General features: G+C 71.1%; 12 protein-coding genes. 7 read left to right on the forward strand and 5 right to left on the reverse strand.

What is annotated here, in order from left to right; genetic code table 11:
* The first annotated feature begins 8 nt into the window (after positions 1–8).
* Positions 9–749 (forward strand): Mut7-C RNAse domain-containing protein, encoded by a 741-nt coding sequence (locus tag OG408_RS17090; RefSeq protein ID WP_326670647.1) that lies wholly within the window; start codon positions 9–11, stop codon positions 747–749.
* Positions 750–767: 18 nt separating this feature from the next.
* Here the strand turns inward: OG408_RS17090 and OG408_RS17095 are convergent, their stop codons facing one another.
* Together OG408_RS17095 and OG408_RS17100 are read right to left on the reverse strand one after the other, a co-directional pair.
* The gene (locus OG408_RS17095) at positions 768–1,256 is read right to left on the reverse strand and encodes a MarR family winged helix-turn-helix transcriptional regulator (RefSeq protein WP_326670649.1); all 489 of its coding nucleotides are present in this window, start codon (positions 1,254–1,256) and stop codon (positions 768–770) included.
* Between the two features lie 74 nt (positions 1,257–1,330).
* Positions 1,331–1,906: a TetR/AcrR family transcriptional regulator gene (locus OG408_RS17100; RefSeq protein ID WP_326670651.1), complete on the reverse strand. Its 576-nt coding sequence runs from the start codon at positions 1,904–1,906 to the stop codon at positions 1,331–1,333.
* Between the two features lie 107 nt (positions 1,907–2,013).
* Here OG408_RS17100 and OG408_RS17105 point away from each other — a divergent pair, with 107 nt between their 5' ends.
* Complete coding sequence (locus OG408_RS17105) at positions 2,014–3,489, forward strand: FAD-dependent oxidoreductase (protein WP_326670653.1); 1,476 nt, start codon at positions 2,014–2,016, stop codon at positions 3,487–3,489.
* Between the two features lie 8 nt (positions 3,490–3,497).
* On the opposite strand, the gene OG408_RS17110 is transcribed toward OG408_RS17105, so the two are convergent.
* The gene (locus OG408_RS17110) at positions 3,498–4,007 is read right to left on the reverse strand and encodes a hypothetical protein (protein ID WP_285568159.1); all 510 of its coding nucleotides are present in this window, start codon (positions 4,005–4,007) and stop codon (positions 3,498–3,500) included.
* Between the two features lie 139 nt (positions 4,008–4,146).
* Here OG408_RS17110 and OG408_RS17115 point away from each other — a divergent pair, with 139 nt between their 5' ends.
* Positions 4,147–4,905: an SDR family NAD(P)-dependent oxidoreductase gene (locus OG408_RS17115; protein ID WP_266779972.1), complete on the forward strand. Its 759-nt coding sequence runs from the start codon at positions 4,147–4,149 to the stop codon at positions 4,903–4,905.
* Between the two features lie 54 nt (positions 4,906–4,959).
* On the opposite strand, the gene OG408_RS17120 is transcribed toward OG408_RS17115, so the two are convergent.
* Complete coding sequence (locus tag OG408_RS17120; RefSeq protein ID WP_266779973.1) at positions 4,960–6,153, reverse strand: RtcB family protein; 1,194 nt, start codon at positions 6,151–6,153, stop codon at positions 4,960–4,962.
* A 170-nt stretch (positions 6,154–6,323) separates the two neighbouring features.
* On the opposite strand from OG408_RS17120, the gene OG408_RS17125 reads away from it, so the two are divergent.
* From OG408_RS17125 to OG408_RS17135, 3 genes are all read left to right on the forward strand, one after another.
* Positions 6,324–7,211, forward strand: coding sequence for a DUF3558 domain-containing protein (locus tag OG408_RS17125; RefSeq protein WP_326670656.1), 888 nt, complete (start codon positions 6,324–6,326; stop codon positions 7,209–7,211).
* A 179-nt stretch (positions 7,212–7,390) separates the two neighbouring features.
* Positions 7,391–8,254, forward strand: a complete 864-nt coding sequence (locus OG408_RS17130; RefSeq protein WP_326670657.1) for a DUF3558 family protein — start codon at positions 7,391–7,393, stop codon at positions 8,252–8,254.
* Positions 8,255–8,450: 196 nt separating this feature from the next.
* Positions 8,451–9,869, forward strand: a complete 1,419-nt coding sequence (locus tag OG408_RS17135) for a DUF2637 domain-containing protein (RefSeq protein ID WP_326670659.1) — start codon at positions 8,451–8,453, stop codon at positions 9,867–9,869.
* 90 nt (positions 9,870–9,959) lie between these two features.
* Here the strand turns inward: OG408_RS17135 and lysS are convergent, their stop codons facing one another.
* Entirely contained in the window at positions 9,960–11,714 is a 1,755-nt protein-coding gene (gene lysS, locus OG408_RS17140) for a lysine--tRNA ligase (RefSeq protein ID WP_285568267.1), read from the reverse strand.
* A gap of 134 nt (positions 11,715–11,848) precedes the next feature.
* On the opposite strand from lysS, the gene argS reads away from it, so the two are divergent.
* Positions 11,849–13,630, forward strand: coding sequence for an arginine--tRNA ligase (argS, locus tag OG408_RS17145; protein ID WP_285568152.1), 1,782 nt, complete (start codon positions 11,849–11,851; stop codon positions 13,628–13,630).
* Positions 13,631–13,661: the final 31 nt, after the last annotated feature.

Genomic DNA, 13,661 nt, shown 5'->3' on the forward strand with positions numbered 1-13,661 from the left:
CTGACCGGGTGAACGGACCCGAGATCCACTTCGAAGTCGCCCCCGGACTACGGCTCTTCGTCGCACACAACCGCCGGCAGGGCCGGACCGCCGTGACCACCGACGGATCGTCCACCCTGGGCCACGTCGTGGAATCGCTCGGAATCCCCCTCACCGAGGCCGGACAACTCCTCGTCGACGGACACCCCGTGCCCGTGTCCCATGTCCCCGCGGCCGGCGAACTGGTCGAGGTGCGGGCCGTACGACGTCCGCAGCAGGTGCCGGGCGCGCCCCTGCGATTCCTGCTCGACGTCCACCTCGGCACGCTCGCGCGGCGGCTGCGGCTGCTCGGGGTCGACGCGGCGTACGAGAGCGAGGACATCGGCGACCCCGCACTGGCCACCCGCTCCGCGAAGGAACGGCGGGTCCTGCTCTCCCGGGACCGGGGGCTGCTGCACCGACGGGAGATCTGGGCGAAGGCGTACGTCTACAGCGATCAACCGGAGGCACAGCTGCGGGACGTACTGGAACGGTTCGCTCCGGCGCTCGCCCCCTGGACGCGGTGCACGGCATGCAACGGACCGCTGACGGCGGCGGACAAGGACTCGGTCGGCGCACGGCTGGAACACGGCACGCAGCGCTCGTACGACGTCTTCGCCCGGTGCACGGAGTGCGACCGGGTCTACTGGCGCGGCGCCCACCACGCCCGCCTGGAGGCGATCGTCACCGAAGCGGTCCGCGACTTCGGCGGCACCGCCGACGCCGGTTAGCAACGCCGACCACCACCTCTAACCTGCGTCGCCGTCGCGCAGGGTCTCGATCTGGACCGCGCTCAGCTCCACCGTCCGGCGCATATGGGCGATGAGCAGCGCGACCTCCTCGTCGTCGTACGCGTCGAACATGGCGGCCCAGCCGCCGTTCAGCCGCTCCCAGACGGCCCCGAACTCCGCCATCCGCCCGGGCACGGTCTCCACGAGCACCCGCCGCCGGTCCGCCGTGTCCCGGGCGCGGGTCACATAGCCGGCCCGCTCAAGCCGGTCGACGAGCCGGGTCGCCGAGCCCGTGGTGAGCCCGGTCAGCTCGGCGATCCGGCCCGTGGTGACGGGCGCGGCCTCCAGGCCGAGCAGGTTGAGGCACTGCAGATCGGTGGGGTGGAGCCGCAGGTGGTCGGCGACGGCCTGGTTGAACAGCGCGTAGGCGGCCATGTAGCGGCGCGAGGTGACGGACAGCTCGGCGAGCAGGGCGCTGCGGCGGGGGTCGGGGGACTTCTGCGGCATGCGGAGAGTGTACGAAGCAGACACCGCCCCGCCTCCGCCTCCACCCCTGGCCGGCTCGCCTCCCCCGGCCGGTTCTACGGCTGCCCGGCGGTCAGATAGCGCTGGATGACGGGTGCGAGCCAGGCGATCAGCTCGTCGCGGTCCATCGACACCGCGGGCTCGATGCGCAGGACGTAGCGCGCGAGCGCCATGCCCAGGAGCTGCGAGGTCACGAGCGCGGCACGGCGTGGCGCCTCGGCGGGGTCGGGGCAGACCGCCGCGGCGACCGGGCCGAGCTGCTCGGCGAAGACGGCGCGCATCCGGCCGGCGCCGGTCTCGTTGGTGGCGCCGACCCGGAGCAGGGCGGTGAGCACGTCGTCCCGCTCCCAGCGGTCCAGGAAATGGCCGACGAGAACGGCGCCGATATGCCGGCCGGACACCGCCCCGAGCTCGGGCATCCGCAGGTCGATCACCGAAGCGGCGGCGAACAGCCCCTCCTTGTTCCCGTAGTAGCGCATCACCATCGACGGGTCGATGTTCGCGTCACGGGCGATGGAGCGGATGGTGGCGCGCTCGTACCCGTCGGCCGCGAAACGCTCGCGGGCCGCTTCGAGGATCGCGGCCTTCGTGGCATCGGAGCGGCGATGCGTACTGGGAGCTCTTGTCGCCATGCCAACGAATGTAGGCCAACAACCGTTGACACGCCAGCCGTACGGACCTACATTCACCAACAAGCGTTGGCCAACAAGCGTTGACACTCGACCCAGGGGAGACAGCCATGACCAGCAACTCCGAATCCACCACCGGCATCAGCACCACCCCCGACACCGTCGACGTGCTCGTCGTGGGTGCGGGCCCCACCGGACTCCTGCTCGCCGGCGACCTCGCCGCCCAGGGCCTGTCGGTCACCGTCGTCGAGCGCCGGCGCCACGAGGCGGCAAACGTCACCCGGGCCTTCGCTGTCCACGCCCGCACGCTCGAACTGCTCGACACCCGCGGCCTCGCCGACGAGCTGGTCAAGACCGGCACCACACTGACCGGGCTCCGCCTCTTCGGCCGGCTCGGCCTCGACCTGTCGCGGCTGCACACCCGGTTCCCGTTCCTGCTGATCACTCCGCAGTACGAGGTGGAGCACCTGCTGGAGCGCCGCGCCCGCACCACCGGTGTCGACTTCCGGTACGGGGCGGAGCTGACGGACCTGGACCGGACGTCCGGCGCGGACACGGTCACCACCACGATCCGCGCCGCCGACGGCACCCGGACCCCGCTCACCGCCCGCTACGTCGTGGGCACCGACGGGGTGCGCAGCTCGGTACGCCAGGCCCTCGGACTCCCCTTCCCCGGCGAGTCGGTGATCCGGTCCATCGTCCTGGCCGACGTCAGGCTCACCGAGGAGCCGGCCTCCCTCCTGACGGTCAACGGAGTGGGGGACGCCTTCGCCTTCATCGCACCCTTCGGCGACGGCTGGTACCGCGTGATGGGCTGGGACCGCACCCACCAGGCGGCCGACAGCGACCCGGTCGAGCTGGACGGGCTCCGCGGGATCGCCCGGCGCGCGTTCGGCACCGACTTCGGGATGCACGACGCCCGCTGGATCTCCCGCTTCCACAGCGACGAGCGCCAGGTCCCGGCGTACCGGGTGGGACGCGTCTTCCTCGCCGGCGACGCCGCACACGTCCACTCGCCCGCGGGCGGCCAGGGCATGAACACCGGCCTCCAGGACGCCGCCAACCTCTCCTGGAAGCTGGCCGCCGCGCTGCGGGGGCACACGGCCGGCACCGAGGCGCTCCTGGACAGCTATCACGCCGAGCGCCACCCGGTCGGCACGAAGGTGCTCCGCGCCAGCGGCGCGATCGTCCGCCTCGCGATGGCCCGGAGCCCGCTCCAGCGCACCGTCAGGACGCTGGTCACCCGGGCACTGTCCGTCGTCCGCCCGGCCTCCGACCGCGCCATCGGCATGATCTCCGGCATCGGGATCGCCTACCCGGCGCCGCGCGGCGCCCACCGGCTGACCGGGAAGCGCGCACCCGACCTCGACCTGACGGAGGGGCGCCTGCACCAGCTGCTGGCCGAGGGGAAGTTCGTGCTCGTCACCCCGGCCGGGGTACCCACGCCCACGTCACCGGCCCCGCTCCTGCACACCCACTGGACGGGTGACCGGACGACCGTCCTGCTGGTCCGCCCCGACGGCTACATCGCCTGGGCGGGCGAGCGGACCGACCCGGCGGCCCTGACGGCCGCGCTGACCCGATGACCCCCGGCTCAGAAGACGTACTCGTCGCCGGTCGCGGGCGCCAGCACCTCGTGCTCACTGTTCTGCGAGTTCCGGTCCGTCGCCCCGCCGTTCCACACCGTGTCGACCCGGACGACCACCTCCGTCGGCCGGCCCGCGAGCTGCAGTTCGAGGGCGAGCTGCCGCTGCTCGGAGCCGTCCGCGTGCAACTCACCCGTCCGGCACAGCACGGTCGACCGGTCGGCCTGCAGACACTCCTGCGGCAGCTCCTGCCGGCCCGCGAGCGGCACGGAGACCCGCAGCCGCACCGTCACTCCGGCCAGGTCGGAAGGCCCGCGGTTCTCGCTGCGCAGCCAGATCCCGAGCCCGCTGCCCCACAACGAGACATGCCCGTGGTGCGACACATCCGCCTCCGGCGCGATGCTCCGCACCACCGGTGCACCGACGGCCGCCGCCGTCCCGCCCACACCCGGCGCCATCGTCGACGCCATTGCCGCCGCAGCGGCCACCCCCAGCACAGCCTTACGCGTCACTAGCATGCCCTGAAGATACAGATCATCACGAAACATCCATATTTACCCACCGGTTCGGCGCGTCCCGGATCCCGCCCGCCGCAGCCGCCGACCGCCCCGCTGCCTATCCTGGCCCGGTACCGATCAGCTGTCCGAGGAGCACGCCATGGCCGCATCCCCCATCGCCGTCATCACCGGAGCGAGCAGCGGCATCGGTGCCGCGACCGCCCGGCAGCTGGCGGCCGCCGGCTTCCGCGTCGTGCTGACCGCCCGCCGCAAGGACCGCATCGAGGCGCTGGCCGCCGAGATCACCGCCGCGGGCCACGAGGCCACGGCCTACGCCCTGGACGTCACCGACCGTGCCGCGGTCGACGAGTTCGCCACCGCGTTCCGCGGCCTGGCCGTCCTCGTCAACAACGCGGGCGGCGCACTCGGCGCCGACCCCGTCGCCACCGGCGACCCCGCCGACTGGCGCCAGATGTACGAGACCAACGTCATCGGCACGCTCAACGTCACCCAGGCCCTGCTCCCCGCCCTCACCGCGAGCGGCGACGGCACCGTGGTCATCCTCTCCTCGACCGCGGGCTTCTCCGCCTACGAGGGCGGCGGGGGCTACGTGGCCGCCAAGCACGGCGAACACGTCCTGGCCGAGACCCTCCGCCTGGAGATCGTGGGCACCCCGGTCCGCGTCATCGAGGTCGCCCCCGGCATGGTCAAGACGGAGGAGTTCGCCACCACCCGCTTCCGCGGCGACGAGGAGAAGGCCGCCAAGGTCTACGCGGGCGTCGACGCCCCCCTCACCGCCGACGACGTGGCCGACACGATCACCTGGGCCATCACCCGCCCCAGCCACGTGAACATCGACCTCCTGGTGGTCCGCCCCCGCGCCCAGGCCTCCAACTCGAAGGTGCACCGCACGGTCTGACCGGCGCGCAGCCGGGGCGAGAGGACCCCCGTCCCCCTCGCCCCGCCGCCCGCCTCAGCCCTTCACGCAGATGACCTGCTTGAGCTTCGCGACGACCTCGACCAGGTCGCGCTGCTGGTCGATGACCTTCTCGATCGGCTTGTACGCACCCGGGATCTCGTCCACGACGCCGGAGTCCTTGCGGCACTCCACACCCCGCGTCTGCTCCTCCAGGTCCTTCGTCGAGAAGCGGCGCCTGGCGGCGTTCCTGCTCATCTTCCGGCCCGCGCCGTGCGAGGCCGAGTTGAAGGACTTCTCGTTGCCGAGGCCCTTCACGATGTACGAGCCGGTGCCCATGGAGCCCGGGATGATCCCGAAGTCACCGGAGCCGGCCCGGATGGCCCCCTTTCGGGTGACCAGCAGGTCCATGCCGTCGTACCGCTCCTCCGACACGTAGTTGTGGTGACAGGAGATGACTGGTTCGAAGGCCACCTTGGCCTTCTTGAACTCCTTGCGGACCACGTCCTGGAAGAGCGCCATCATCACCGCGCGGTTGTGCTTCGCGTACTCCTGCGCCCAGAAGAGGTCGTTGCGGTAGGCCGCCATCTGCGGGGTGTCCGCGATGAAGACGGCCAGGTCACGGTCGATCAGGTCCTGGTTGTGCGGGAGCTTCTGCGCCTGGCCGATGTGGAAGTCGGCCAGTTCGTTGCCGATGTTCCGGGACCCGGAGTGCAGCATCAGCCAGACCGAGCCAGCCTCGTCGAGACAGAATTCGACGAAGTGGTTCCCCGCTCCGAGCGTTCCCATCTGCTTTGTGGCACGTTCCTGACGGAATTTGACCGCATCGGCGATGCCGTCGAACCGCTCCCAGAAGCCGTCCCAGTCGGTCGCCGCGAGGCCGTGCAGCCGGCCCGGGTCCACCGGGTCCTGGTGCATCCCGCGGCCCACCGGAATGGCCTGCTCGATCCTCGACCGGAGCCGCGACAGGTCCCCGGGCAGGTCGTTGGCGGTCAGTGAGGTCTTCACCGCGGACATTCCGCAGCCGATGTCCACGCCCACCGCCGCCGGGCAGACCGCACCGTGCATCGCGATCACCGAGCCCACCGTGGCGCCCTTGCCGAAGTGGACGTCGGGCATCACGGCCAGGCCCTTGATCCAGGGCAGGGTGGCGACGTTGCGCAACTGCTGCATCGCGACATCCTCGACCGAAGCCGGGTCGGTCCACATCCGGATGGGAACCTTCGCACCCGGTACCTCTACATACGACATAATTCCTCGATTCCCCCGAAAAGTCTGAAAGCGCAAAACCGGTGCCAAGATCGGCAAATGAGGCGGCCGACCGGCCATCACGGCAGCGCGTGCGATACACATTGTGTCCATCGGCCGCCATCGAGCGGCAACCGTTTTTCGCGCGAAGGGAGCCCAGGACCGTGCGACGAATGGCGTACGTACCCGGCGCCGTGCTGATCGCGGCACTCGTGGCCGGCTGCAGTGCCGGCGACGAAGGCGACGCATCCGCCACCGACAGCAAGCCCGGCACCCTGACCGCCTCCGCCGCACCCCCGGGCAAATACCGCACCCTCCCCGAGGCCTGCCGCTCCATCCCCCTCGCCACCCTGAAGGACCTGCTGCCCGGCGCCGCGCAACTGGCCGAGGCCCAGCAGGAGAAGGTGTTCGAGGGCACGCCCACCGAGACCTTCGACACCGACCGCCGGGTCGGCTGCGGCTGGAAGTCCGACGGCGCCGACGCCTCCCGCAGCATCGTCGTGGACTTCGAGCGCGTCGTCTCGTACGACCCGTCCGTGAGCGACGACGACCGGGCCCGCGAGGTGTACGCGAAGAAGGAGGCCGCGGCGCACCTCCCCTCGGCCTCCGTCGCACCCGGCGACACGGAGAAGGGGGACGCCGCCGGCTCCTCGGAGTCTCCGGCGGACTCCTCCTCGAAGAGCACGGCGGACGCGAGCGCGGACCCGAAGGACGGCACGGACCCGGCCCCGGACCCGCAGGGCAGTACGGACGGCGCGGACACCGGCGGTACGGCCGACGGCGGCACCGACGACGGCGCGGACGGCGGGCCCGCCGAGAACCTCCAGCCCCGTGTCCTGGACACGCTCGGGGACAGCGCGTTTCTGGACGATCTGCTCACCACGGCAGGTTCCACCGCACAGCACCGCACGGTGAGCGTGGTATTCCGCACATCGAACGTCATCGTCACCATCGAGTACACCGCGCAGCCGGCCCTCGCCACCGAGGTCCCCGACAGCAAGGAACTGCAGGAGAAGGCCCAGGCACTGGGCGAGAACCTGGTCGACAGGTTCAGCGAGTAACCCCGCTCCCGGCGGCCCCCGACGGGTCGCCGGACGCCCCGCGGGGCTCCCGGCCGAGGCGGCATCCGGTGGCCGTCCGTCGTACCGTGGCCCTCCGGAACCACCCGCACGTCCACCGACCCGTCCGCCCACCGACCGTCCGGCAGCCCGACCGCCACGGCCACCCGAGTGAAGGAACCATGCACCGATCAGCTCCGCGACTCACCCGCATACTCGCCTGCGCCGCCGTCCCGGTGATGCTCGTCGTCGCCGGCTGCTCGTCGGACTCCGACGGCAAGAAGGACGACGCCTCGTCCTCGTCCGCCGCACCGGACGCGACGAAGACGGAGGCGGCGGTCGCGCCGGCGAAGTTCGCCGAGCTGCCCGACCCGTGCAAGGCGATCACCGCGAAGACGGTCAAGTCCCTGGTCCCCTCGGCCAAGACCAAGAGCGGCACCCGGGGCAAGACCAGTGACGCCTCCGCCCGCGGCGGCTGCTCCTGGAACGGCCTCGACGACAACGGCGTCAAGGGCTCCCAGTACCGCTGGCTCGACGTCTCCTTCACCCGCTTCGGCTCGGACCAGGCCCTGGGCAGCGGCGCCGACCGCGCCGGGAAGGACTTCACGAAGCAGGTCGCCAAGGCCCAGGCCGCCGAGGGCGCGAAGAAGCTCGTGACCGCACCCGTCAGCGCCATCGGCGACCAGGCGACCAAGATCACGTACGACCTCACCAAGACGGGTGAGGACTTCAAGTACGCGACGGTCGTCGCCCGTACGGGCAACGTCGTCGTCACCCTCAACTACAACGGTGCGGGCTACGCGGGCGCCAAGACCCCCTCGGGCTCCGACGTCCTGGAGGGCGCCGAGAAGGCCGCCAAGGAGGCCGTCGCCGCGGTCGCCGCCGCCAACGGGGGCGGAACGGCGAGCGGATCGCCGAAGCCGTCCCAGTCCGCCGGTTCCGCGGACGACGACTCGGACGAGGACGCGGGCAAGACACCCGCCAAGGCCTCCTCGAAGGCCACCGCCAAGACCACCCGCAAGGCGACCGCCAAGACCTCCGGCTGACGGCGGCGAAGCCCCAACACCCCAGCACACAAGCGGTCTTGCGAAGCCCGGTTCTCACCCGAGAACCGGGCTTCGCCCCTCCCCGCGCAACACACCGCGCCGGCATGTGCCAGGCTGTGCCCGCCAGAACTCGAAGGCGTCCCGCTGGACCGGACGTCGGAGACGAAGAATTGGGGAGGGGTCGCGGGTGGCCGCGATGCAGCTGACACGCACGCACCGGATACTCATCGGGCTCGTGGTCGCCGGTGCGGTGCTCATCGCAGCGATCGGTTTCGCGGGCTCGTACGCCGCCGTGCGCGAGCTCGCCCAGCAGAAGGGCTTCGGCAACTTCTCGCTCGTCTTCCCGATCGGCATCGACGCCGGCATCTGCGTCCTGCTCGCGCTGGACCTGCTGCTGACGTGGCTGCGCATCCCGTTCCCGCTGCTGCGCCAGACGGCCTGGCTGCTGACCGCGGCGACGATCGCGTTCAACGGCGCGGCGGCCTGGCCCGACCCGCTCGGGGTCGGCATGCACGCCGTGATCCCGGTGCTGTTCGTCGTCTCCGTCGAGGCCGCCCGCCACGCGGTGGGCCGGATCGCCGACATCACGGCCGACAAGCACATGGAAGGGGTCCGCCTCACCCGCTGGCTCCTGTCCCCCGTGCCGACGTTCCGGCTGTGGCGCCGGATGAAGCTGTGGGAGCTGCGCTCCTACGAGCAGGTCATCAAGCTCGAACAGGACCGGCTGATCTACCAGGCCCGCCTCCAGGCCCGCTTCGGCCGCAACTGGCGCCGCAAGGCCCCCGTCGAGTCCCTGATGCCGCTCCGCCTCGCCAAGTACGGCGTCCCGCTCGCCGACACCGGCCCCGCCGGACTCGCCGCCGCGGGCATCGAACCCGCTCTGCTGCCCCCGGCCCCCGCGCAGGCCGCCGTCGCGCAGACCGGCGTCGTGGAACCGGCCGCCCCGCAGCCCGAGCTCGTGGGCGCGCACCGGCAGGAGCAGTACGCCGAGCCGATTCCCGGGGAGTGGGCCGAGGAGCAGCAGGCCCCGCAGTCCGCCGAGGGCCCCGGTTCGCACGAGAGCCCGTGGTTCGCGGCGCAGGTCCCGGACGGGGCGTACGAGGGTTCGTACAACCCGACGTACGTCGAGGGTCTCGAACCCACCCCGGTCATGATCCCGTCGGGTCCGGGCGGCCGGACCAGGCCGCTGGGCAACGTCGGCACGATCGGCGCCGTCCCCGGCCCCCGCAACGGGCAGGAACAGCCGACCGCGGAGGCGGCCGAGGCCGTCGCGGCACAGGCGCAGGCACAGGCGGAGGCACAGGCGCAGGCGCAGATTCCGGTCCAGGAGCAGTTCCCGGTCCAGGAGCCGCAGCCGAAGCCCGTCGTCGAGGCCGCCGACGAGTGGGCCGAGGAGTGGGCGCAGGAGGACGCGGAGTTCAGCGAGATCGCGTACGAGGTCTTCGCCGCGTTCGTGACGCAGCACAGCACGTACCCCAGCATCGAGGTCCTCGACATACACCTGTCGGACGGCCACAACGTGCGGCACCCGCGCAGCGCCGCCCTGCTCCGCCAGTTGATCCAGGGCTTCAAGAACCGCTACCACGCGGAGCTGGAGGCCGACCACATCGCGTGAGCCGGCGAGGCCGCGCCGGCGGCACCCGGCGCGTACGGCGAAGGGCCGCTCCCCACCGTGGGGAGCGGCCCTTCCCGTTCACTCACACACTCATGCGCCGAGCAGCCTGCGCACCCGGTCGGCCCCGACCGCGAGCAGCAGCGTGGGCAGTCGCGGGCCGGTGTCACGGCTGACCAGCAGCCGGTACAGCAGTGCGAAGAACGACCGCTGGGCCGTCTTCAGCTCGGGCGTCGGCTTGGCGTCGGCCTCCAGACCGGCCAGCACCTTCGGCACGCCGTAGACGAGCGTGGTCAGCCCGTCGAGCGACCAGTGCGTGTCCAGGCCCTCCAGGAGCAGCCGCAGCGACTCGCGTCCCTGCTCGTCCAGCGAGCCGAGGAGTTCCTTGTCCGGCTCGTCGCGGACGATGGTGCGGGCCTCGGCCGGGACCTGGGTGGTGATCCAGTTCTCGGCCCGGTCGAGCCGCGGCCTGACCTCGTCCAGCGAGGTCAGCGGGCTCGACGGGTCGAGCTCGCTGAGGATGCGCAGCGTCTGGTCCTCGGCTCCGGCGGTGATGTCGGCGACCGAGGCGAGGGTGCGGTACGGCAGCGGGCGCGGGGTGCGCGGCAGCTCACCGGCGGCCGTCCCGGTCGCCCGGGAGTGCGCGGCGGCGTCGGCCGGCAGCACGGAGCCGTCGGCGACCTTGCGCTCCAGCGAGTCCCACTCGTCGTAGAGCCGCTGGATCTCCTGGTCGAAGGCGATCTTGAAGGACTGGTTGGGCCTGCGGCGCGCGTACAGCCAGCGCAGCAGCGGCGCCTCCATGATCTTGAGCGCGTCGGCCGGGGTCGGCACGCCGCCCTTGGAGGAGGACATCTTCGCCATGCCGGAGATGCCGACGAAGGCGTACATCGGGCCGATCGGCTGCACTCCGTCGAAGATCTCGCGGACGATCTGACCGCCGACGACGAACGACGACCCGGGCGAGGAGTGGTCCACCCCGCTCGGTTCGAAGATCACGCCCTCGTAGGCCCAGCGCATCGGCCAGTCGACCTTCCAGACCAGCTTGCCGCGGTTGAACTCCTTGAGCCGGACCGTCTCGGCGAAGCCGCAGTCCGAGCAGGTGTAGTTCAGCTCGGTGCTCTCGTCGTCGTACGACGTGACCGTCGTCAGGTCCTTCTCGCAGTTGCCGCAGTAGGGCTTGTACGGGAAGTAGCCGGCCGAGCCGCCGCTGCCGTCGTCCTCGTTCGCCGCGCCGGAGCCCGCCTCGGCCTCGAGCTCCGCCTCGTCGACCTTCTTCTGCTGCGGCTTCTTGCCGCCGCCGGCCGCCGGGTCCTTCTTGGTCCGGTAGCGGTCCAGGACGGCGTCGATGTCGGCGCGGTGGCGCATCGCGTGCAGGATCTGCTCGCGGTACGTGCCCGCCAGGTACTGCTCCGTCTGGCTGATTCCGTCGTACTCGACGCCGAGCTCGTCCAGGGACGCCGTCATGGCGGCCTTGAAGTGCTCGGCCCAGTTCGGGTACGCGGATCCGGCCGGGGCGGGCACCGAGGTCAGCGGCTTGCCGATGTGCTCGGCCCAGGACGCGTCCACGCCCTCGACCCCGTTCGGCACCTTGCGGAAGCGGTCGTAGTCGTCCCACGAGATCAGGTGCCGGACGGTGTGCCCGCGCCGGCGCACCTCGTCGGCGACCAGGTGCGGGGTCATGACCTCGCGGAGGTTGCCCAGGTGGATCGGTCCCGACGGGGAGAGGCCGGACGCGACGACGACCGGTTTGCCAGGCGCACGACGCTCCGATTCGGCGATGACCTCGTCCGCGAAGCGGGAGACCCAGTCGGTCTCGGTAGTGCTCTGACTCTGAGCCACGGTCGGCACGTCCTTCTCTCTTGTAGGACTCATTGGGGCAGAGGCCATTCTCCCAGGTACCACCCACAGCGCGAAAACGGCTTTACGCCCCGTGGGATACTTGGCGTCATCCCCTGTACTCCTACGGAAACGGCAGCCAGCTGATGGCCTCGGTCAATTCCCTCGCTTCCACGCTCCAGCAGCAGCTGGCGGACGCCCTGACGGCAGCCCTGCCGGATGCCGGTACCGCGGACCCGCTGCTGCGCCGAAGCGACCGGGCCGACTTCCAGGCCAACGGCATCCTGGCGCTCGCGAAGAAGCTCAAGGGCAACCCGCGCGAGCTGGCCGCCCAGGTGACCGGCGCCCTCCCGGCGACGGACCTGATCAAGGACATCGAGGTCTCCGGGCCCGGCTTCCTGAACATCACGCTCTCGGACAGGTCGATCGTCGAGACGCTCGCCGCCCGTGCGGCGGACGCGAGCGGCCGGCTCGGCGTGCCGCACGACAGCGCCGCCGGCACCACCGTCATCGACTACGCCCAGCCGAACGTGGCCAAGGAGATGCACGTCGGTCACCTGCGGTCCGCCGTGATCGGTGACGCGATGGTGCGGATCCTGGAGTTCACCGGTGAGTCCGTCGTCCGGCGGCACCACATCGGCGACTGGGGCACCCAGTTCGGCATGCTCATCCAGTACCTGATCGAGCACCCGGACGAGCTGGACCACCAGGGCGGCGAGGGCGACCAGGCCGACGGCGAGGCCGCCATGTCGTCGCTGAACCGGCTCTACAAGGCCTCGCGGGTGCTGTTCGACTCCGACGAGGAGTTCAAGGCCCGCTCGCGGGACCGGGTGGTCGCGCTCCAGGCCGGTGAGCCGGAGACGCTCGCCATGTGGCAGCGGTTCGTCGACGAGTCGAAGATCTACTTCTACTCGGTCTTCGACAAGCTCGACATGGAGATCAGCGACCCCGACATCGTCGGCGAGTCCGGCTACAACGACATGCTGGAGGAGACCTGCCGGATCCTGGAGGAGACGGGCGTCGCGGTCCGCTCCGAGGGTGCGCTGTGCGTCTTCTTCGACGACGTGAAGGGCCCGGACGGCAACCCGACCCCGCTGATCGTCAAGAAGACGAACGGCGGTTACGGCTACGCGGCGACCGACCTCTCCGCGATCCGCGACCGGGTGCAGAACCTCAAGGCGGACACCCTGCTGTACGTGGTGGACGCGCGGCAGTCCCTGCACTTCAGGATGGTCTTCGAGACGGCCCGCCGGGCCGGCTGGCTGAACGAGGACGTCAAGGCGCACCAGCTCGCCTTCGGCACGGTGCTCGGCAAGGACGGCAAGCCGTTCAAGACCCGTGAGGGTGTCACCATCCGGCTTGAGGACCTGCTGGACGAGGCGGTCGAGCGGGCGACGGCCGTGGTCCGGGAGAAGGCCGGGAAGATCGGCCTGTCCGAGGACGAGATCGTCGAGAACGGCCGGTACGTCGGCATCGGCGCCGTGAAGTACGCGGACCTGTCGACCTCCGCCGTGCGCGACTACAAGTTCGACCTGGACCAGATGGTGTCGCTGCACGGCGACACGTCGGTGTACCTGCAGTACGCGTACGCGCGGATCCGGTCGATCCTGCGCAAGGCGGGCGACGCGAAGCCGGCCGCGCACCCGGAGCTGGAGCTGGCCCCGGCCGAGCGGGCGCTCGGTCTGCACCTGGACCAGTTCGGCGAGGTGCTGTCCGAGGTGGCGGCGGGCTACGAGCCGCACAAGCTGGCCGCGTACCTCTACCAGCTCGCCTCGCACCTCACCACGTTCTACGACCAGTGCCAGGTCCTGAGCGACGAGAACCCGGCCGAGGTCGTCGAGAACCGGCTCTTCCTCGTCGAGCTCACCGCCCGCACCCTGCACCAGGGGATGGCACTGCTCGGCATCAGGACCCCCGAGCGCCTCTGATCACCTCGCGCACCGGCAGACAGAGGGCGGG

Source organism: Streptomyces sp. NBC_01257 (assembly GCF_035917255.1).
Lineage (GTDB): Bacteria > Actinomycetota > Actinomycetes > Streptomycetales > Streptomycetaceae > Streptomyces.

Coding starts and splice junctions, on each gene's coding strand:
- OG408_RS17100 (WP_326670651.1), bottom strand. CDS start 1,906: ATGGCGACAAGAGCTCCCAGTACGCATCGCCGCTCCGATGCCACGAAG.
- OG408_RS17105 (WP_326670653.1), top strand. CDS start 2,014: ATGACCAGCAACTCCGAATCCACCACCGGCATCAGCACCACCCCCGAC.
- OG408_RS17115 (WP_266779972.1), top strand. CDS start 4,147: ATGGCCGCATCCCCCATCGCCGTCATCACCGGAGCGAGCAGCGGCATC.
- OG408_RS17110 (WP_285568159.1), bottom strand. CDS start 4,007: ATGCTAGTGACGCGTAAGGCTGTGCTGGGGGTGGCCGCTGCGGCGGCA.
- argS (WP_285568152.1), top strand. CDS start 11,849: ATGGCCTCGGTCAATTCCCTCGCTTCCACGCTCCAGCAGCAGCTGGCG.
- OG408_RS17120 (WP_266779973.1), bottom strand. CDS start 6,153: ATGTCGTATGTAGAGGTACCGGGTGCGAAGGTTCCCATCCGGATGTGG.
- OG408_RS17125 (WP_326670656.1), top strand. CDS start 6,324: ATGGCGTACGTACCCGGCGCCGTGCTGATCGCGGCACTCGTGGCCGGC.
- OG408_RS17135 (WP_326670659.1), top strand. CDS start 8,451: ATGCAGCTGACACGCACGCACCGGATACTCATCGGGCTCGTGGTCGCC.
- OG408_RS17130 (WP_326670657.1), top strand. CDS start 7,391: ATGCACCGATCAGCTCCGCGACTCACCCGCATACTCGCCTGCGCCGCC.
- OG408_RS17095 (WP_326670649.1), bottom strand. CDS start 1,256: ATGCCGCAGAAGTCCCCCGACCCCCGCCGCAGCGCCCTGCTCGCCGAG.